Annotated in this window: 22 protein-coding genes, 1 tRNA gene, 1 riboswitch and 1 other annotated feature; of the genes, 8 read left to right on the top strand and 15 right to left on the bottom strand. The window is 31.8% G+C overall.

What is annotated here, in order from left to right; translation table 11 throughout:
• Positions 1–3: 3 nt before the first annotated feature.
• Positions 4–1,443 (bottom strand): glutamate--tRNA ligase, encoded by a 1,440-nt coding sequence (gene gltX, locus ACY3IT_RS05330; protein ID WP_463081942.1) that lies wholly within the window; start codon positions 1,441–1,443, stop codon positions 4–6.
• A 24-nt stretch (positions 1,444–1,467) separates the two neighbouring features.
• A complete protein-coding gene (locus ACY3IT_RS05335) occupies positions 1,468–1,878 on the bottom strand; it encodes an OsmC family protein (protein WP_463081943.1) in 411 nt (136 codons plus the stop codon).
• Positions 1,879–2,006: 128 nt separating this feature from the next.
• On the opposite strand from ACY3IT_RS05335, the gene ACY3IT_RS05340 reads away from it, so the two are divergent.
• From ACY3IT_RS05340 to ACY3IT_RS05350, 3 genes are read left to right on the top strand one after another with little or no spacing between them, the layout of a single operon-like run.
• Positions 2,007–3,077 carry a bifunctional phosphoglucose/phosphomannose isomerase gene (locus tag ACY3IT_RS05340; protein ID WP_463081944.1) on the top strand — a complete coding sequence of 357 codons (1,071 nt, stop codon included), beginning with the start codon at positions 2,007–2,009 and terminating at the stop codon, positions 3,075–3,077.
• Positions 3,074–3,658, top strand: a complete 585-nt coding sequence (locus ACY3IT_RS05345; protein ID WP_463081945.1) for a metallophosphoesterase family protein — start codon at positions 3,074–3,076, stop codon at positions 3,656–3,658. The genes ACY3IT_RS05340 and ACY3IT_RS05345 overlap by 4 nt, the downstream gene beginning before the upstream one ends.
• Positions 3,659–3,660: 2 nt before the next feature.
• A complete protein-coding gene (locus ACY3IT_RS05350; protein WP_463081946.1) occupies positions 3,661–4,452 on the top strand; it encodes a DUF4032 domain-containing protein in 792 nt (263 codons plus the stop codon).
• Here ACY3IT_RS05350 and ACY3IT_RS05355 read toward each other — a convergent pair.
• Complete coding sequence (locus ACY3IT_RS05355; protein WP_463081947.1) at positions 4,449–5,699, bottom strand: endonuclease Q family protein; 1,251 nt, start codon at positions 5,697–5,699, stop codon at positions 4,449–4,451. The two genes, ACY3IT_RS05350 and ACY3IT_RS05355, sit on opposite strands and share 4 nt — an antisense overlap.
• A 94-nt stretch (positions 5,700–5,793) precedes the next feature.
• Here ACY3IT_RS05355 and ACY3IT_RS05360 point away from each other — a divergent pair, with 94 nt between their 5' ends.
• Together ACY3IT_RS05360 and ACY3IT_RS05365 are read left to right on the top strand one after the other, a co-directional pair.
• Positions 5,794–6,792, top strand: a complete 999-nt coding sequence (locus ACY3IT_RS05360; RefSeq protein WP_463081948.1) for an alpha/beta hydrolase family protein — start codon at positions 5,794–5,796, stop codon at positions 6,790–6,792.
• Between the two features lie 72 nt (positions 6,793–6,864).
• Positions 6,865–7,278, top strand: coding sequence for an RrF2 family transcriptional regulator (locus tag ACY3IT_RS05365; RefSeq protein WP_463081949.1), 414 nt, complete (start codon positions 6,865–6,867; stop codon positions 7,276–7,278).
• A 6-nt stretch (positions 7,279–7,284) separates the two neighbouring features.
• On the opposite strand, the gene ACY3IT_RS05370 is transcribed toward ACY3IT_RS05365, so the two are convergent.
• The 6 genes from ACY3IT_RS05370 to cysE form a co-directional block, all read right to left on the bottom strand.
• The gene (locus ACY3IT_RS05370; RefSeq protein WP_463081950.1) at positions 7,285–8,286 is read right to left on the bottom strand and encodes a DUF933 domain-containing protein; all 1,002 of its coding nucleotides are present in this window, start codon (positions 8,284–8,286) and stop codon (positions 7,285–7,287) included.
• The gene (locus ACY3IT_RS05375) at positions 8,286–8,702 is read right to left on the bottom strand and encodes an archease (protein WP_463081951.1); all 417 of its coding nucleotides are present in this window, start codon (positions 8,700–8,702) and stop codon (positions 8,286–8,288) included. The genes ACY3IT_RS05370 and ACY3IT_RS05375 overlap by 1 nt, the downstream gene beginning before the upstream one ends.
• Positions 8,699–11,122, bottom strand: a complete 2,424-nt coding sequence (gene gyrA / locus ACY3IT_RS05380) for a DNA gyrase subunit A (protein ID WP_463081952.1) — start codon at positions 11,120–11,122, stop codon at positions 8,699–8,701. Before gyrA ends, ACY3IT_RS05375 begins: the two co-directional genes overlap by 4 nt.
• 69 nt (positions 11,123–11,191) lie before the next feature.
• Positions 11,192–11,836: a thiamine diphosphokinase gene (locus ACY3IT_RS05385; RefSeq protein ID WP_463081953.1), complete on the bottom strand. Its 645-nt coding sequence runs from the start codon at positions 11,834–11,836 to the stop codon at positions 11,192–11,194.
• 11 nt (positions 11,837–11,847) lie between these two features.
• Complete coding sequence (locus ACY3IT_RS05390) at positions 11,848–12,648, bottom strand: energy-coupled thiamine transporter ThiT (RefSeq protein WP_463081954.1); 801 nt, start codon at positions 12,646–12,648, stop codon at positions 11,848–11,850.
• 90 nt (positions 12,649–12,738) lie between these two features.
• Positions 12,739–12,849, bottom strand: a riboswitch (TPP riboswitch).
• 22 nt (positions 12,850–12,871) lie between these two features.
• Positions 12,872–13,570 carry a serine O-acetyltransferase gene (cysE, locus tag ACY3IT_RS05395; RefSeq protein ID WP_463083628.1) on the bottom strand — a complete coding sequence of 233 codons (699 nt, stop codon included), beginning with the start codon at positions 13,568–13,570 and terminating at the stop codon, positions 12,872–12,874.
• 99 nt (positions 13,571–13,669) lie between these two features.
• Positions 13,670–13,906 (top strand) — a binding site (T-box leader).
• Positions 13,907–13,949: 43 nt separating this feature from the next.
• Here cysE and ACY3IT_RS05400 point away from each other — a divergent pair.
• Positions 13,950–15,302: a TrpB-like pyridoxal phosphate-dependent enzyme gene (locus ACY3IT_RS05400; RefSeq protein ID WP_463081955.1), complete on the top strand. Its 1,353-nt coding sequence runs from the start codon at positions 13,950–13,952 to the stop codon at positions 15,300–15,302.
• A 106-nt stretch (positions 15,303–15,408) separates the two neighbouring features.
• Positions 15,409–15,483 (top strand) — tRNA-Ile (locus ACY3IT_RS05405).
• Between the two features lie 793 nt (positions 15,484–16,276).
• On the opposite strand, the gene ACY3IT_RS05410 is transcribed toward ACY3IT_RS05405, so the two are convergent.
• From ACY3IT_RS05410 to ACY3IT_RS05435, 6 genes are all read right to left on the bottom strand, one after another.
• Positions 16,277–16,831 (bottom strand): hypothetical protein, encoded by a 555-nt coding sequence (locus tag ACY3IT_RS05410; protein WP_463081956.1) that lies wholly within the window; start codon positions 16,829–16,831, stop codon positions 16,277–16,279.
• 44 nt (positions 16,832–16,875) lie between these two features.
• Positions 16,876–16,998 (bottom strand): hypothetical protein, encoded by a 123-nt coding sequence (locus tag ACY3IT_RS05415; protein ID WP_463081957.1) that lies wholly within the window; start codon positions 16,996–16,998, stop codon positions 16,876–16,878.
• 88 nt (positions 16,999–17,086) lie between these two features.
• A complete protein-coding gene (locus ACY3IT_RS05420; protein ID WP_463081958.1) occupies positions 17,087–18,217 on the bottom strand; it encodes a thermonuclease family protein in 1,131 nt (376 codons plus the stop codon).
• 27 nt (positions 18,218–18,244) lie between these two features.
• Complete coding sequence (locus ACY3IT_RS05425; protein WP_463081959.1) at positions 18,245–18,418, bottom strand: hypothetical protein; 174 nt, start codon at positions 18,416–18,418, stop codon at positions 18,245–18,247.
• Positions 18,419–18,856 (bottom strand): ImmA/IrrE family metallo-endopeptidase, encoded by a 438-nt coding sequence (locus ACY3IT_RS05430; RefSeq protein ID WP_463081960.1) that lies wholly within the window; start codon positions 18,854–18,856, stop codon positions 18,419–18,421.
• A gap of 17 nt (positions 18,857–18,873) precedes the next feature.
• Entirely contained in the window at positions 18,874–19,185 is a 312-nt protein-coding gene (locus ACY3IT_RS05435) for a helix-turn-helix domain-containing protein (RefSeq protein WP_463081961.1), read from the bottom strand.
• Positions 19,186–19,342: 157 nt separating this feature from the next.
• On the opposite strand from ACY3IT_RS05435, the gene ACY3IT_RS05440 reads away from it, so the two are divergent.
• Positions 19,343–19,651: a hypothetical protein gene (locus tag ACY3IT_RS05440; RefSeq protein ID WP_463081962.1), complete on the top strand. Its 309-nt coding sequence runs from the start codon at positions 19,343–19,345 to the stop codon at positions 19,649–19,651.
• Positions 19,652–19,692: the final 41 nt, after the last annotated feature.

Here is a 19,692-nt window from a genome sequence, read left to right on the forward strand (position 1 = left end):
AGTTTAAAGTTCTTTAAGGCACTCTATAAACTCTTCTAATCTTTTTATGACTCTTTCTTTCCCAAGAATTTCTGCAAGTTCGTAAAGACCAGGCCCAACAGTTTTATTTGTTAATGCAACACGGATAGGATGGACTAAATTTTTTGTTGGAATCTGATGGGTTTCAGCTAAATTTCTTAATATGTTTTCTAAATTTTGAGCGCTGAATTCTGAATTTGGAATTTTAGACCATTCTTCTTTAATTTTCTCTAAATAGATATGTATATCTGGACTTTTACATACTTTTTTTACAGTTTCAAGGTCGTAATTAAGTTTATCTAAGAAGAAATAATCTCCATATTCTCGTATCTGGGATAGGGTTTTTAATCTTTCTTGTAGAATAGAGACAACTTTTAAATAGTAATTTTTATCAAAATTGTTCCTATTGAACCATTCTACCTCTTCTAAGAATGGCAAAGTAAGCTCAGCCAATTTTTCCACAGAAAGTCTTCTTATATGTTGTGTATTTATCCACTCAAGTTTTGTTATATCAAAGATACCTGGATTTTTAGTGACCCTTCTTAAATCAAAAAGTTCTATTAATTCTTCAATTGTATAAATTTCTTTATTTTCTTCTGGGGTCCACCCTAAAAGAGCAAGGTAGTTAACTAAAGCTTCTGGTAAATATCCCATCTTTTTATATTCTGTAACAGATGTAACACCATGTCTTTTTGAAAGCTTAGATCGATCCGGGCCAAGAAGTAAAGGTAAATGGGCAAATTCAGGTGGAGTCCAGTTAAGGGCATTATATATAAAAAGCTGTTTGGGAGTATTTGATATATGATCTTCTCCTCTTATTACATGAGTGATTCCCATTGTGTAGTCATCTACAACTACAGCAAAATTATAGGTAGGAATGCCGTCTGATTTCATTATCACAAAATCTCCTATATCCTCATTATCAAATTCTATTTCGCCTCTTATGATGTCATTAAAAACAGTTTTACCTTCTGGAACTAATAATCTTATAACAGGTTTTCTTCCCTCTCTTTCGTATTTTGCTATTTCTTCATCTGATAGATATAAGCATTTTCTATCATATTTTGGAGGTCTTTTTTGAGCTAAAGCCTCTTTTCTTCTTTGTTCTAATTCTTCAGGAGTGCAATAACAATAATATGCTGCACCTATTTTAAGAAGCTCTTCTGCATATTTTCTGTACAGATCTAATCTTTGAGTTTGATAATATGGACCTTCATCCCAATATAGACCAAGCCAAGTTAATCCTTCTAAAATATTTTCTTCATATTCTTTTGATGACCTTTGTATATCAGTATCCTCAATTCTTAATATAAATTTTCCATTGTTATGCTTTGCAAAAAGCCAGTTAAAAAGAGCAGTATGAGCAGTCCCTACATGGAGATATCCAGTGGGGCTTGGTGCTATTCTTACTCTTACATTATCCATACTTAGCCTGTTCTCTCCCTTCCACTAAAGTATTTTATATGAGTATGTAACTTCTGCTGTGTTTCTTAACATAGCAGATACAGAGCAGTATTTTGTTTGAGAAAGATCTATAGCTTTTTTGATGTTAGCTTCATTTAAATTTTCCCCTTTGAAAATGTATTCAATATGTACTTTGGTATAAACCTTAGGATGCTCTTGGGCTCTTTCTGCTGTGATTTTCATTTCAAAATGTTCAACCTTCTCTTTCATTTTATTTAAAATAGAGATTACATCCATACCTGTACATCCCCCAAGAGCTACAAGTATAAGCTCCATAGGGCGAGGTCCTTCATTTCCTCCTCCATGATCTGGTGTAGAATCCATGACGATATTGAAGTTAGAAGGAGTTGTTCCTGTAAATTTCATTTCTCCATTCCATACAACCTTTGTTTCCATTTCTTTCATCCTCCTTTCTTAAATTATTTTAAATACTTTTAAAGTATACAGAGTATTTAATTATTGTCAACGATTTAATTATAAGCTAAAATAATTTCACAAACAAAATAATTAAAGGAGGCATAAAGATGGTAGAGAAATTGGATCAAATTGAGGTTCTTAAAAACTTAGACCCCAAGGACATGTATTCAGCAGTTTATAATTTGCCAGAACAAATAGAAAGAGCCGCAGAAGTTTCTTATTCTACTCCTATAAAAAATGTGTCTTATAATATAGAGAGGGTTCTTGTGCTTGGTATGGGCGGATCTGCTATAGGAGGCGACGTTTTACAAAGTGCCCTTTTTAAAGAAGCAAGATTTCCTATATATGTAAACAGAGATTATGATCTCCCTACTTGGGTGGATAGTAAAACCTTAGTATTTGCGGTTAGTTATTCAGGTAATACTGTAGAAACTTTAAATTCTGCCAAAGCTGCTTATGATAAAGGAGCCTCTGTTGTAGCAGTAACAAGTGGAGGAAAATTAAAAGAATTTGCAAATGAAAAAAATCTTACTTTGGTTGAGATACCATCAGGCATGGCACCAAGAGCTGCTATAGGCTATGTAACAATTCCTTCTTTTGTAGTTTTGGAAAAAATAGGAGCAGTATCCTCTAAAAAGTCAGAGATAGAGGAGACTATTAATTATCTTAAAAAGGCAAGAGAAAGCTTCAAGAGAGAAGTACCAACAGAAGAAAATGTAGCCAAAAAAGTTGCAAAAATGATCTTTAAGCGTATTCCTGTTATTTATGCTGTAGAGGAAAAATGGAAGGTAGCAGCTTATAGATGGAAATGTCAAATCAATGAAAATTCAAAATATCCTGCATTTTATCACTTCTTTCCAGAGCTTAACCATAATGAAATTATGGCGTGGGAAGCTATGGATGAAGTTATTAAGCCATTAACTCTTATTTTCTTGTACACCTCTCTTGATGGAGAAATGAAGATTAGGGTAGAGTTCATGAAAGAGAAAATATCTGAAAGAGGAGTACCTATATTCATGTGGCAAGCTGAAGGAAAATCTCCTCTTACTCAGTTCTTTTCTATGACATATTTAGGAGATTTTGCTACTGTATATCTTGCTTATTTAGCAGATAAGGATCCTTTCTCTATAGGATATATTAATGAACTTAAGATGAGGATAGGACAGCCCTTAAGTTGAAGGTATTAGCTCTATCTGACATTGAATCTCCAAATTTTTATGAAAAATTTGATATAACTCCATATAAAGGGGTAGAGGGGGTTATATCCTGTGGTGATGTTATGCCGGAACTTCTTACTTATATAGCTACAATGTTAAATGTACCAGTATTTTATGTACATGGAAATCACGATGAGATATATGAAAAGAGGCCTCCAGAAGGTTGTGAAAGTATTGATGGAAGGATGATAGAGTTTAAAGGGAGGAAAATTTTGGGACTTGGTGGTTCTATAAAATATAGTGTAGGTAAATTTCAATATACCGAAGAGGAAATGGAGTGGAGAATTAGAAGATTGTTTTTAAAGTTAAGAAAAGGGGTGGACATTGTGGTAGCTCACTCTCCACCTTTTGGAATTCATGAAGGAGATGATTTAGCTCATAAAGGTTTTAAAGCTTTTCTAAAATTAATAGAGAAATATCAACCTCAATATTTTCTTCACGGGCATACACACATGAATTATGTTTATAACTCTAAAAGGTTTGCAGAGCTTGGTAATACAAAAATTATAAACTGTTCTGGAATAATTCTTTTGGATTTATAGAAATGAGGTTTTTTAAGAGATTTTTAAAAAATAAAAAACATTTAAAGAGTTTTGATGAAGTTTTAAAAGAAGAAGAAATTTCAGGATGGAGAGACTTAGGTTATCAGACTATTGAGGTTGATAAGATTGTTGGTAGTGTTGGAAGATATAAAGATTTTGATGAAGAGTTTAGACCTTTAAAAGGTAGTTCAAAAAGTAGATTACAAGAGCTTGAAAATGCAATTTTGAGAGGAAAAATTTTACCTCCTATCGAGGTTTATAAGATAAAAGATGAATATTATGTTGTTGATGGAAATCATAGAGTGGCTGTAGCAAAGAAATTAGGTCAGAAAGAGATTGATGCTCATGTAATTGAATATATTCCTTCTGAAAACAGTATAGAAAATATATTACACAGAGAAAGGTCAGATTTTGAATTAATTACAGGGTTAAGAGGGATAATTCTTACAGAAATAGGGCAGTATAGAAAGCTTTTAAATCAAATTTTAGAACATAAATATTATATGAGCGAAAAAAAGGGGGAAGAGGTTAATATTAAAGAAGCGGCAAGAGATTGGTATAGAAATATTTATCTACCAATTGTTAAAAAAATCCAACAAGAAAGACTTTTGGATGCTTTTCCAGGAAGAACAGAAGCAGATCTTTACGTTTATATATCAGATCATAAATGGTTAGAGAGTCAGAAAAGAGGTTATGATATCGGATTTGATAAGGCCATTGAAGATTTTAAAAACTTACTACCAGGCATAACTTTAAAGGATAAAATTTTAGAGCTTTTCAAAAGACCTTTTTAGAAGAGAGAAAGTTGATTTTCTGAAGATGCCTCTTCTGGAAAAATTATTATTTTACCATAGACCCCATCATATCCCGGAATTTTTTTTATTTTTCCTTGTCTCATAAGGTTTATGCCTTTGGCAATTTTTTCTCCAGAAATTCTAATTATATCCTCTAATGATACATCCATTAAGATGCTTAGCTCATTTCCAAGATTTGATATGGTTTTTAAATATTCCCTTTGTACTATAGGTGATGAAGGTTCTTTATTTAAAGATTGCCCAATAATCTCTTCCAATGGTACTAAATTTTTATAAGGTATTTTAATAGGTAAATATACCTCTTCTCTATCAGCTAATTCTTCTACTCTATGTAGAACACCTATAGTAAGTGGTTTACCGCAAATGGGACAGATTTTCCCTAACTTAATACTCTCTTTGGGGTGTAATGATATATTACAATTTCTATGACCATCAAAGTGGTATTTTCCTTCTTCTGGGAAAAATTCTATAGTATATAAAAATTTATCTTTATCTTGATTTTTAATAGCATTAAAGATATCTTTGTAATTTAAATTGCAATTAAGTACATTAGCTTCTCTACCTATTTTATTTGGAGAATGGGCATCTGAATTTGAAATTAAACAAATCTTATCTAATTTACTTAACCTCCAATTCATAGAGGGATCACTACTTAATCCAGTCTCTATAGCAAAAATGTATTTAGAATAATTACCAAAGGCTTCTTCTATTGAGTCAAAACCTGATTTTGAGCCAAATATAGAGTACCAAGGTGTCCAAGCATGAGCAGGTATTATATGGATCTCTTCAGATAAATCCCAAAGTTGAGGTATAACTTTTTGTATGGGTTCACCCAATGTTGGCCTTCCATCTGACGTTAAATTACTATATTTTTCAAGTATGCGATTAATCTTATATGCTATCTCAAAGGAAGGAGCAAAAATAAGAAGATGAATTCTCCTTAATTTGTTATTTTGATTATATATAAGACTTATCTCTGAGGATAAAATAAAATAAATATCATTGTAAGAATATATGCCGTAATTTTCTTCTTTTAATTTACCTTTCAACTCGTTAAACCATAATGGATGCGTAAAATCGCCAGTACCTAAAATATTTACTCCCTTAATTTTAGCCCATTTTGTAAGGCTATGGAGATCCATATCTTTACTTGTAGCCCTGCTATATTTTGAATGTATATGAAAATCCGCAATTAACCTCAATTTATTAATCTCTTTATAATTCATTTTAAGTTATTTTAAAACAATCATTTATTTTTGTTAACATCAGATAAATTAATAGTGTACAATATAAACATTATTTTGATTAAGGAGGATACTTATGGACTTTTTATATTTTAAAAAGCTTTATCAAAACGAAAGATTATATGGATTTAAAGCAAAGAATAAGGAAGAATGGCTAAATTGGAGAAAAAATTTTAGATTAAAGTTAATTGAACTTTTAGGGGGATTTTCAGAAAAATGTGATACCAATTTGAGGGTTTTAGATACTAAGGATTTTGAGGATTATAAGAGAGAACTTATTATATTCAATTCGGCAGAAGATATAGAAGTTTATGCTTATCTTCTTACTCCCAAAAAGGTAGAACTTCCTGCTCCTGCTGTTATTGCTGTTCCTGGTCATGGAATAGGGATGAATGATGCTGTTGGACTTGATGAGAATGGTAATGAGAGAGAAATTCCATCTGGTTATATGAAGGATTTTGGAATCTCATTGGTAAAACAGGGTTTCATTACATTTGTTATTGAACAATTGGGTTTTGGATACAGGAAAATAGTAAAGAATGAAAAGATTTCTTCTTGTAGAGAGTTATTTTTCTGGGCTTTAATGCTTGGTAAAACAGTTATAGGACTTAGGGTTTGGGATATAATAAGAAGTATTGATTTACTTCAAGGTTTCCCTGAGGTAAAAAAAGATTCTATAGGCATTTATGGGATTTCAGGTGGTGGGACCTCTTCCTTATTTGCATCATCATTAGATGATCGTATTAAAGCTACCGTTATTAGTGGATATTTAAATACCTTTAGAGACAGCGTATTAAGTATTTCTCATTGTGAATGCAATTATATTTATGGTATTTTGAAATATGCAGAGATGTATGATATTGCAGGACTTATTGCACCAAGATTTCTATTTATTGAACATGGTATAAAAGATCCTATTTTTCCTATAGAAGCAACAAAATTTGCTTTTTCAAAGATTAAAAAAGTATATGATTTTTTAAATGTATCTGATAATTTAAATTATGAGTTTTTTGATGGGGGACATGAGATTTGGGGGAATAAATCTTTTCAATGGCTGAAGAATGTTTTGGTCTGATTGATGTTTGACTTTTAAAAGGATAACATGTAAAATATCCTAAAAAAGTATGAATTTAGAGGTGTAATAATTATGAAATTATCAACAAGGTCAAGATATGGTTTGAGAGCTCTCATATACATAGCTAAAAATCAAAAAGAGGGAAATCCTGTAAGTGTAAGGAGAATATCTGAGGCTGAAGAGATTCCTCTAAGATACTTGGAAAGAATTATGAGAATTCTTTCGCAAAACAAATTTGTTAAGGCTGAGGTTGGAGCAGAAGGTGGTTATTATATAAATGGTGATCCAAAGGAAATTAAGATTTTAGAGGTGGTAGAGGCTTTAGAGGGTAGGACTGCATTAGTGGATTGTATAGTTTTTCCTAATAAGTGCAAGAGGGTTTCTCAGTGTAAAACAAGACCTTTATGGATTGAGATGACAAATAAACTAAGAGAAACGCTAGCTAAATATACACTTTATGATTTTGTTAAAGGAGAAAAGACTTAATTAATTTTATATGTGGAATCTTATATATAATACATCTCCATCTTCTACTATATAATCTTTCTTTTCTACTCTTACTTTTCCTTCTTGATATGCCTTTTTCCAATCACCGATTTTTACAAGCTCGTCCCATCTTATTACTTCAGCTCTTATAAAACCTTTTGCAATATCTGTATGAATAACACCAGCAGCATTTAAAGCTGTGCTTCCTTTTTTTAGCTTCCAAGCTCGAGCATCCTTTTCTCCAACTGTAAAGAAGGAAATAAGATTGTTAAACTCAAAAATTTTATCTATTAATAGGTTTCTTATGCTTTTTGATAAGTTATACATGGACAAATACTCTGTGACATCTTTTTCATCAAGTTCTAAGAGTTCTTCTTCTAATTTAGCCGGAAATAAGAAATAGATTTTATCTTTTAATTTCTCCTTTATGGAATTTAGAAGTTTTTCATCTTCTAATTGAGTATTTGAGATATTTATTATGTAAAAAATTGGTTTTATAGATAGTAGATTCCAAGCAGAAAGTATTTTTAGTTCATCCTCTCTAAATTCCATATTGCTTAATGGAATCTCATCTAATAAACTTTTTTGGATTTTATCTAAAACTGCTTTTTCAGGTATACCTAATTTTCTATTTTTCAAAAGTTTTTCTGTAGTTTCCAGATCTTTTAGTATAAATTCATTTTCTTGGTTTTTTATCTCATCAAGATCTTTATCTTCTCTAAAAAGAGGCAGCATATAAAGAATTATTTCTGCTTTTTGTATTTTTTCATAAAGTTGGGGATTTAGGGATGTAAAAGTAGCATTACCTGGTGGATCCATAAAGTCTAAGTTTATAAAATTAATAGATTTACTTTTAAAGATTTTCCAAAGTTCTATTAGCCTTTCATCCTCTTTGGGTACTGCACATATATTATAATCAGAAAATTTAATGTGTGCCTTTCCTTTTGAAAGGACTTTTATAAGTGTTGTTTTTCCTGATTGAGATTCTCCAACTATTAAGTTTGCCATTAAATATCAAATACCACCTGTATTATCCATTGGTTATCTTTATTTTCAATCTTTAATAGATTATATGTTACTGCTTTTATTTCTCTTATGATTTCATGTTTTCTAGGATCAAATTTCTCACCAAAACAGTGGCTTATTAGTTGATTATTCCCTATAAGGGTGACATTAAATTTTTTGAATATAAGTCTTTTAACGTCAAATACATAAAGGAGTTCATTTAACCATGTAACAAGTAGAGATTCTAAATCTTCAGCATCTACTTCAATGTCAAACCTTTCCTTTTCATCAATTTTTTCTAACGGACACATAAGGTCAAACATTGCTTCTGCTGATACCTCAAAAGCTTCTTCCTTCGTACTTCCATATGCAATTATTCCTATATCTGCTGTATGATCTATTAATTCATATTTTTTCATTCTTCGTTACTCACCAGATCAATACTAACTACTCTATCTTCATCATTTAATTTTACCAATTTTACCCCTTGAGTATTTCTACCCATGATAGGTATATTTTTTACAGCTAATCTTATGATTTGACCCTTTTGAGTGCTAATTAATATTTCATCATTTTCTGACACATTTTTTACTCCTATTAAATTACCTGTTTTAGGTGTTATTTTTATTGCTCTAATTCCAATTCCACCTCTTTTTTGCAAATTGAATTCATCAGGTTTTATCCTTTTACCTATGCCATATTCTGTAACAAGTACAATGTCTTTATCATTTTTAACTATTATTCCACCTATTACAGAGTCGTCCTTTCTTAGTTTTATTCCTACCACTCCTTGAGCAGATCTCCCCATAGGTCTAACATCTTTTTCATCAAATCTTATAGCATTACCTTTTTTTGTAAGTAATATAATTTGATCGTTTCCAGTGGTTAAGAATACGTTAACCAATAGGTCATTATCTGCTAATTTTATAGCATTTATGCCGGTTTTTCTAACATTTTGAAATTCTTCCACAGGAGTCTTTTTGACTATTCCTTGAGAGGTTACAAATAGAAAATAGAGATTTTGAGGAAATTCATTTAAAGATATAATTTCTGTTATTTCTTCTCCTTCTGATATGCCTATATAATTCTTAAGAGGAGTACCTTTACTTTGTCTTGAAGTTTCATCTAATTCATAGGTTTTTATGTAAAAGACCCTTCCTTTGTTGCTGAATAAAAATAATGTACTTCTTGTAGATGTAACCACAAAAGAGGTTATTATGTCATTTATATTATTGGCAAGAGTATTAAGACCCTTTCCACCTCTTTTCTGTATTTGATACGTGGATAATGGAAGTCTCTTTATATATCCTTCTCGAGTAAGACATACAACTTCAGGATTATCAGGTACTAAATCCTCAATAGTTATGTCGCTTTTTTCTTCCTCTTGAATTTCTGTTCTTCTTTTATCAGAGTATTTATTTTTTATCTCTTTTAATTCCCCTGCAATTACTTTCCATAATTCTTTTTCATCGTTAAGTATTTTTTGTAGTTCTTCAATAGTTTTTCTTATGCTTTCCATCTCATTTATTAATTTCTCTTTTTCAAGCTTTGTTAATTGATGTAATCTCATGTCAAGAATTGCCTGAGCTTGTACCTGTGTGAGCTTAAATTTTATCATTAATTCCTCTCTTGCAGAATCAGCATTCTCAGCTTGTCTTATAATTCTTATTACTTCATCTAAGTGATCTAATGCTATTAACAATCCCTCTAAAATATGAGCCCTTGCCTTTGCTTTCTCCAGATCATACTTAGTTCTTCTCAGTACAACATCTTTTCTATGTTCTAAGAAAATCTTAAGTAATTCTATAAGATTAAAGACTTTAGGCTGACCATCCAAAATAGCGAGCATGATAACTCCAAAAGTGGTCTCTAATTGGGTATGTTTATAAAGCTGATTAATAACAATTTGGGGTTCTGCTTCTTTTCTAAGCTCTATTACAACTCTTATTCCATGTTTATCCGACTCATCTCTTAGATCTTTTATTCCAGTTATTTTCTTTTCTTGTACAAGTTCGGCAATTTGGGTTAGTAGATTAGCCTTGTTAACCTGATAGGGTATTTCGGTAATAATAATATTTTTTTCACCTTTCTTTGTTTCCTCTATTTTAACCTTTCCTCTTACTATGATTTTACCTTTACCTGTTAAGTAACTTTCCCTTATTCCTTTTCTTCCCACAATTATTCCACCTGTTGGAAAATCAGGACCATCTATAAACTTTAATATTTCATCAAGCCCTGTATGAGGATTTTCTATTAAATATAGTAAGGCATCTATTAATTCTCCTAAATTATGAGGTGGGATATTAGTTGCCATTCCTACAGCTATTCCAGAAGAACCATTCATAAGAAGCTGAGGAATTTTAGTGGGAAGTACTACCGGCTCCTTTAGTGAATTGTCATAGTTGGGTACAAAATCTACCACATCTTTTTCTATATCTGCAATCATTTCTGAGGCTATAGGAGCAAGTCTTACCTCTGTGTATCTCATAGCTGCTGGTTCGTCTCCGTCTATGGAACCAAAATTCCCATGTCCATCTATTAATGGGTATCTGAAGGAAAAATCCTGAGCCATTCTTACTAATGCTTCATAGACTGCAGCATCCCCATGAGGATGATATCTACCTAAGACATTACCTACTACATGGGCACTCTTTTTGTAGGGTCTATTATGTAGCATTCCAGATTCGTACATAGAATATATAATTCTTCTTTGTACAGGTTTTAGTCCGTCCCTTGCATCAGGTAAAGCTCTTCCTACGATTACGCTCATAGCGTAATCCAAGTAGGAATTTTCCATCTCTTTTTCTAAGCCAACTAATATTATTTTGCTTTTTTCCATTTTCTCCTCAGAATTAAAAAAATTTCAATGATATTGAAAAATAAAGACTATATATTTTAACATAAGAGCTTATTTTTTGTGTAGATGTATTACAAAGAGTGTCCCTTCAGAAGTTTTTATTTTTGCTTGCGGTAAAAGGAATTCATTACTTATTCCTCTTGTAAGCTTTCTATATAATGGTTCATTTTGTAAGGGGTATTTTAAGCCTTCTAAAGAGATACCATCAACCACATCTGATAGGGGAATGAGGGAGAGTGTATCTCCCTTGTTCCCCCAAAATATTCTTTCTTCTTCCCCTTTCATAAGATATATATTTAAATTTTTATCTATTACATATGGCTCTATGCCCATATCTTTTACTTTTTCTAAAAAGAATAGATTAGAAAGTAAATGGTCAATCCTTCCCCCCAATAGTCCAATAAAATATATTTCTTGGGGGTTGAATTTTATAGCTTCTCTTACAGCTAATTCTAAATCAGTTTCATCTTTTTCTTTTGGATAAATTTTCCACTCTATTTTTTTATTCTCAAACTTTTTAGATATATCTTCTGTTAATGAATCTAAATCACCTACAATTATGTCAGGTGTTATATCAAACCTTAATGCCAATTTAGTACCACCGTTAGCACAAATAATTTTGTCGACAGGGAATATAGTTCCTATATCATTTATATCTAAATTGCTTTCTCCATTTGCAAAAATTACTATTTTCATAGATTCTTTTATTATATCTCACTTTCTTTTAGTCTGGGGTATATAAGTAGTACTAATGGTAAACATACAAAAGTACTAGGTACAACTACAAAAAGATTATATATTAGGGAGTAAATCCATGCAGGTGTCCCAGGTGGAGCATATTGGGAAAAGAAAATCACGCCTGACAGGAAATGAGCAAATAATCTTCCAAGACCACCAATAAATACTCCAAGTTCTATGGGTTCTTGGGTCTTTCTGAGGACAGCACCATAAATTAAAAGTAATGCCCCAAGAATACCTGCAACTATTAAAACTATTCTTGAAATTGGGAACCACTTCAATTTAAATTCTAAATCTTTAATATCCTCTTCTATATTAGTTTTTTCTTCACCTTGGGCAGATTGAAGTTTTAATTTTAACTCTTCTAGGGTTTTTTGAGCTTGAGGAAGTTCATTAGATATATTAACTACAAACAGAATTGAACCTGCTAAGAAAAGTAAAGCTATAAAAAAGGAAATTATTTTTGAGACCTTAACCTTTTTTGCTATTCCTGAAAGGCCTATTAAACCAAAAGCAATGGGATAATCTAATAAATATTGGGCCCAATGAACAACATACATATCTTGTAAGGAGTGTATAACCCCATATACTAATCCTACTAAAATACCTGGTAATGTTCCCCATCTTAAAGCAAAGATAAAGAGAGGAAGCATTTGCATACTTATACTTCCACCTTGAGGCATAGCTCCTATTCGCAAATACCAAAGAAGTAGAGATAAAGCTATGGATAGAGCACCCTCTGTAAGAAGCCTTACAGGCTTTTGAGACATTATGAAGCACCTCCTATATTAAAAATTAAGATTCCCTATCCAGCATAGTGGAAGGGAACCTTAATTTTTATATACCTTAAATGTTATATTTTTTTATCCTTAGCCCTTCCCTACGCTGGCATTACCCAGATCAGGTTCAAAGGGTCGGTAGCTTCCGCTACCATCTCAGCCTCGGATTAAGAGGCTCCCCCGGGAACCTTTTTTCTTTTAATCTGTAATTATATCATAAATTTTCTGGTTTTTCTCTTAATAGTCTTTCCAGCTTTTCTATTCTATTTTCAATGTTCTCAATTCTTGATTTTAGTTCTTCAATTAAACTTAGTTCAGGGTCTGGGATATTACCATGTTCTAGCATTTCCTTAGGAGTTAGTTTTCTCCCCTCTTGAACTATAACTCTTCCAGGTACTCCCACAACTGTACAATTGGGGGGTACAGACTTTAATACTACAGACCCAGCACCTATTCTTGTATTATCTCCTATAGTTATTGGACCAAGAACTTTTGCTCCTGCTCCTATAACCACATTGTTGCCTATCGTAGGATGTCTTTTACCCTTTTCTTTACCTGTTCCTCCTAAGGTAACGCCTTGGTATATGAGTACATTATCTCCAATTTCTGTTGTTTCACCTATCACTACCCCCATACCATGATCAATAAAGAAACCTTTACCAATCTTTGCTCCAGGATGGATCTCTATTCCTGTTAAAAGTCTATTGAGATGGGAAATTAAACGTGGAATAACTGGTATTTTTAAATTCCAAAGAAAATGGGCTAATCTATGTAATAATATAGCATGAAAGCCCGGATAACAAAGTATTACTTCTAAAAAATTTCTTGCAGCAGGATCCTTTTCAAATACAGCCTTGTAGTCTGCAACTATTGTTTCAATTATTTTAAGCATTTTTTTCACCCCATCCTTTATAAATTATACCAATTTGATATAAAATAACATAAAAATAAAAAATTTTCCACTGAGAGTTTTTGTTATTAAAAATTTATAGTATAATATCATCTAAAAATAGGAAAGGCTGTGAAGGGAAATAGTAACTACCAAATAGCAAGATAACAGAGAGGTTGGTATTAGCTGTAAACCAGCCATCTTGCAGGTAGTGAATGGGGCCTGGAGCCTTGGAACGAAAGAGATAATATATCTTCGAGTAGTCTCCAACGGGTTAGCCTCCGTTAAATGGGCAAAGAGTTGGGGGATATCTACCTCAATTAAGGTGGTACCACGAGATCAAGCCTTCTCGTCCTTTGTGGATGAGAAGGCTTTAATTTTTATTAGGGGAGGTTTTTAATGTATGAGTCAGTATAAGTATATTTTAGAAGAGTCAAAGCTTCCTAAGGATTGGTACAACATTATACCTGATCTTCCTTTTCCGCTACCTCCTGTAATTCATCCTGCAACATTACAGCCTGTTAAGCCTGAAGATCTTGCACCTATTTTCCCCTTGGAGTTAATTAAACAAGAAGTGAGTCAAGAAAGGTATATTCCTATTCCTGAAGAAGTGTTAAATATTTATAAGCTTTGGAGACCCACACCTTTGTATAGAGCTGTAAATTTGGAAAAATATTTAGATACACCAGCACATATATATTATAAATATGAAGGGGTTAGTCCTCCAGGAAGCCATAAACCAAATACTGCAGTAGCTCAAGCTTTCTACAATAAACTGGAAGGTGTAAAAAGATTATCTACAGAGACTGGAGCAGGCCAATGGGGCTCTGCTTTATCTATGGCATGCAATTTCTTTAAGTTAGAATGTAAGGTATATATGGTTAAAGTAAGTTATTATCAGAAACCTTATAGAAGATCCTTAATGGAAATATGGGGTGCAAAGGTTGTACCAAGCCCAAGTCAAGATACAGAAGCTGGAAGAAGGATTTTGGAGAAAGATCCAGATTCTCCTGGTTCATTAGGTATCGCTATTAGTGAAGCAGTAGAAGATGCAGTTAAGAGAGATGATACAAAATACTCCCTTGGTAGCGTACTTAACCATGTACTTTTACATCAGACCATAATTGGAGAAGAAGCTTTGATGCAGATGGAAATGGCAGAAGAATTTCCTGATGTGGTTATAGGATGTGTGGGTGGGGGAAGTAATTTTGCAGGTCTTTCTTTTCCTTTTGTAAGAGAAAAATTTAAGGGTAAAAAGATTAGAATTATTGCTGTAGAACCCGAATCTTGCCCAAGTCTTACAAAAGGTATATATACATATGATTTTGGTGATGTGGCTAAAATGACCCCCCTTTTAAAGATGTATACACTTGGCCATAATTTTATCCCTCCTTCTATTCATGCAGGAGGTTTACGTTATCATGGAATGGCACCTTTGGTAAGTGCTCTTTATCATAATGGATATATTGAGGCTGTAGCGTATCCTCAAACAAAAGTATTTGAAGCAGGAATTCTTTTTGCAAGGACGGAGGGTATTGTACCAGCACCAGAATCTTGCCATGCTATAAGAGCAGCTATTGATGAGGCTTTGGATGCCAAAGAAAAAGGAGAAAGAAGAGTAATATTATTTAACCTTAGTGGTCACGGTTTCTTTGATCTTTCTGCCTATGATCAATATTTAACAGGTAGACTGGAAGATTATTCTTATCCTAAGGAAAAGGTTGAAGAAGCACTTAAGGATCTACCTAAGATTTAAGCTATTTGAAGAGGGGAGAATTTAAGATTTCTCCCCTCTACTTTTTAAATCACACTTAAGCTCTTGAAATTTGTAAAAGAATATAATATAATTTACGTTGAAAGTTGGGCCCGTAGCTCAACGGCAGAGCAGCCGGCTCATAACCGGTTGGTTCTAGGTTCGAATCCTGGCGGGCCCACCATTTTTTATATAACTTTCATCATAAATACTTATAACTCCTTAAAGTCTATATGAATTTTTTTAATTTAACCTATTTGACTTTAGTTAATGGATGAAAGGAAAGAAGAAGATCAAAATATTCTTTTTGTAAAATACTTTAATTAGTAAAAGAGTTTTAAAGGAAAACCCAATTTTAACCTCTAAAAAGGGAGGCAAACCTTAATCCCATGGCGATATGTTTATCTTTTAATCTTTGGCTATTTTAAACTTTACATAAATTTTTCCATAAGAGAGATCTATGAATATATCATTATAAGTTTCAAAAAGTTGTAAAGGAGATTTTACATGAGTTAATTAAGAAAGTTGGGAAAATATTTTTTCAAAGAAAAGAAGTAAGATAGAAAGGGTTAATAGTTGATGGGACTGGATTTGGTTGTAGAAAAGTATGTATTTGAGTGACTTTGTGGGACATCTTAAAAAAAACTTTCATTACATGTTATAAATAATCTTATATTATTTGGGATATATGAGAGAATGAGAAAAATGATAGGACATTTGGGGATTTTAATACTATATTTTAGAATTTACCGAAGGTCTCTTCATAGTTATTGACAAAAATTTCTTTTTGTATTACTTTATCATTAGCAAGCTTGGGCGGATAGCTCAGTGGTTAGAGCGCCTGCTTCACACGCAGGAGGTGTATTTTTTTATATATTCCATCTTTAATTTTTATAGTAAAATCCCAGTTTTTAATGAGTTCAACCCTCCTTTCTTTTTTAATTTTGTTCGCCTGACTCAGGAAAATCTTTTGAAACTCAGAAAGTAAAGTCCATTTTAAATTCTTTCCCTAAGACTTTGATTATATCTCCTTCAACTTCTGCTTTCTCTCCATTTATCCATATCTCACATTGTTTAAGAAATTCTGCTCTTGTTATCTTTTCTTTAAAGAAGTCAAGTAATGCACCTATTGGAAATTCAACAATTAAAGAATCAGTATCTTGTAATTGTATGTAGAAATTAAGTTTAATTGTTGGAGGATATTTTGAAATACCATAGCCAAAGACTCTCCATATGGAAGAGAAAAATAAATTAAGATCTTCTTCTTTTATACCTTCATAAGGTGGTAAAAAGGTACGAAATTTTACTGAAATAATAATACCTTTAGGTTCCACATAAGTAACAAAAATATCTGTAGTTCCTCCTTCTCTTATTTCATCAGCTCTCATTCCTCCTATAATCAATTTATTAAATTCTCTTTCCTTTAAGTCATCTCTAATTTCCTTAGTACTCATTTGAGCAAAAACAAATGAGGTAAGAATGGTTAAAATAACAGTTAATATTAAGCTGATATTAAGTATTTTTTTAAACATAGCTTAATCTCCCCCCCATAATTAAAATCAAAAAGTCATATTAATTATTTACTCTCTTTCTCAAGTTCACCAATAAGTCTTTCTTTTTCTTTTTGTAAGTTCACTATTTCTTCTCTTAATCTTACAATTCTTTCATAAAGTTTTAATATCTCTTTCTCTTTATCCATAATTTCTCTCTGTTTATCCTTGATTTTTTTATTTAATCTCTCTATTTAATACCTTAACCTATCAATACTCATTGAATTCACTCCTTTCTTAAGGTTTACAAACTTCACAGGGTCTATAACCTGAATTTATCGCGTTTTCTCTGCTTGAGAAATATACCTTATTTTTCTCACTCATTGCTTGAGCATATTTACACCAAGGATAATGGAAGATTTTTGAGTTAATATTTCCTATATAAAGAGTTTCTGCAAATGGATATTCTATTTTTCCTTCTTTTATATTAACCTTCATGCCATTAATGAGAATAATGCATTTAGAAAGAAAATCTGTTCTTGTGATTTTCTCTTTGAAGTAGTCAGTAATTGCACTTAGTGGTACTCTCACTATTAAGGAATAGTAATCAGGAATAGCTACATAAACATTTATCATGGTTTCTAGGGGATACTTTGCAGTTACAAAAGCATCACAAAGTTTGTCAAAGAAAAGATTAAAGTTATCTTCGTTTAATAAACTCCCATATCCTCCTATTAGAATGATTACTATTCCTTCTGGTTCTACATATGTAGCTAAACTATATATTGCACCATATTGTGAGAAAGTATACATTTTTCTTATAAACTCTCTTCTGTCATCAAGATCAGTCCTTATTTTCTTTATCTCTTCTGGTGTTAACTTTGAAGTTTTAATCTCTTTTTTCTCCTCTTCTTTTGCAACTATTATGCCCCACAGTCCTTTTTTACTTTCTCTTGCTTCTTTTTGGAATTTTAAAAAGTAGTCTACATATTTTACATTTGGAGGAACTGTCATTACTTGTGCGTATCCTTCTAAGAGTAATATTGCATTAAACATTTTATTCCTTATTTCCTGTTCTGATATTCCCTTAGGTTGAGATAGCCATACATATGCAAGAAGTCTTCCATAAGAATCATATTTTTGTACATCAAATTCTATCAATATTTGTTTGCCTAAGAGTAATGTTGTGGTAAATTGAGTTGCCTCTATCCCAAGAGCCTCAATACGGGTAGTGCTTTCTGGACAATCAACCCCAATAAATCTTACTTTTTCAGTTTTACCATCTAAAATTACTTCTATAGTATCTCCATCAATAACTCTTGTAATTTTTGCTGGGATTAATTTTGGTAATTCTTGAGAAATTGCTAAAAAAAGGTTTATAAGAAAAAGGAAAATTAATAATATGGAAATTCTTTTTAGTATTTTCATTTTACTTCACTCCCCCATATATGTCTTTCATTTTTCCTTTTTAACTTTTATAATTTGCCCCCATTTTGCCATTGCTTCTATAGAGTTTTTCTCGGCTATAACCTCTAAATGATTTGCTATTCTACTTATTTCCTTCCTGATTTCTGTAAGCTCTTTTAAAATATCTTTAATTAATTCTTTTTCATCTATTCCATTATTCATTTAATATCCCCCCTTTAATAATTCTCTCACTCTTGTAAGTTTTATATAAAACCTTATCACTTCTTCATCTACATCAAAGTATTCTGCAAGTTCCCAAACTTCTGTTATTCCTTTTCTTATTGCCTCTAAAAATTTTTCTTCAGGGATAAGATAAAATACTTGCCATTTTTTTGCTCTATATTCTTTTCTTGAAATCTCAATCTTTTCTCTATAATTTTCTGGGTTTTTGCTTTTGTATGTTGAACCTGTGAAGTAGTGTCCAAGTTCTTCAGCAAGAACACATTTTAGTTTTCTATTACTTTTATCAATACCTTTTTTCAATCCTATTATTTTACAATCATCTACTTCTACATATACACCTAATAGATAATCTGGAAAATCCCACCACTCCAAATTAATGTCTTCCTTTTCCAGGATCTCAAAGATTGCAGAAAGCATCCATCACCCCACATTTTTTATTTTTTCCCATACTTTTTTCTTACAAAATCAATGAACTCTTCAATACTTTTTATTGCCTCATCAGGAAGATCTGAGAGATCTTCAAGATTTAAAGACGTACCTATTTTTGCATCTTCTTTTCCAAGAAGATAGTCTATAGAGATATCTAAAATTTCAGAAAGTTTTTGCAATGTTCCAAAATCAGGTTCTCTTTGATTCCTTTCCCATCTGCTTACAGTAATTGGTGCTACGTTAAGTAGCTCTGCAAGTTTATTAAGAGATAAACCCCTTTTTTTTCTAATATGTCTGAGTCTCTCTCCAAAAGTCATATTATCATCTCCTTATTACCATTATGGTTATATTCTAAACCTAAAATCTAAAAATGAAAAGAGAAATTTTATTCTTGACAATTAACCTTTATGGTTATAGAATGTATATAAAGATAACCAAATGTGTTATTAATTATCATGAAAGGAGCGTATAAAAATGAGAGAGGTTAGAACTGGAAATTATATCTTAATAGTTCCTGATGATTATCAGGAAGAACCCAAAGCAACACCAAAACAAATTAATTATATTCATGTCTTAGTAAAAGAATTAAATTGGTCAAAAGAGGAATATATAAACTATTTGCAAAGAAATTTCCAAGTTAAATCCTCAAAAGATCTTAGTAAGAAAGATGCATCAAGAATGATTGATAAGCTTCTTAGCTTAAAAGTCAAGCAAACAAAAACTGATGAAGTAGAGTTTGAAGAGTTCCCGCAAGATCTTCCAGATTTTGGAAGTGATATATAGGGGGCCGAAAGGCTCCCTAATTAATTTCAATAGGGAGGTAG

This window comes from Dictyoglomus sp. GBS, from assembly GCF_055179815.1.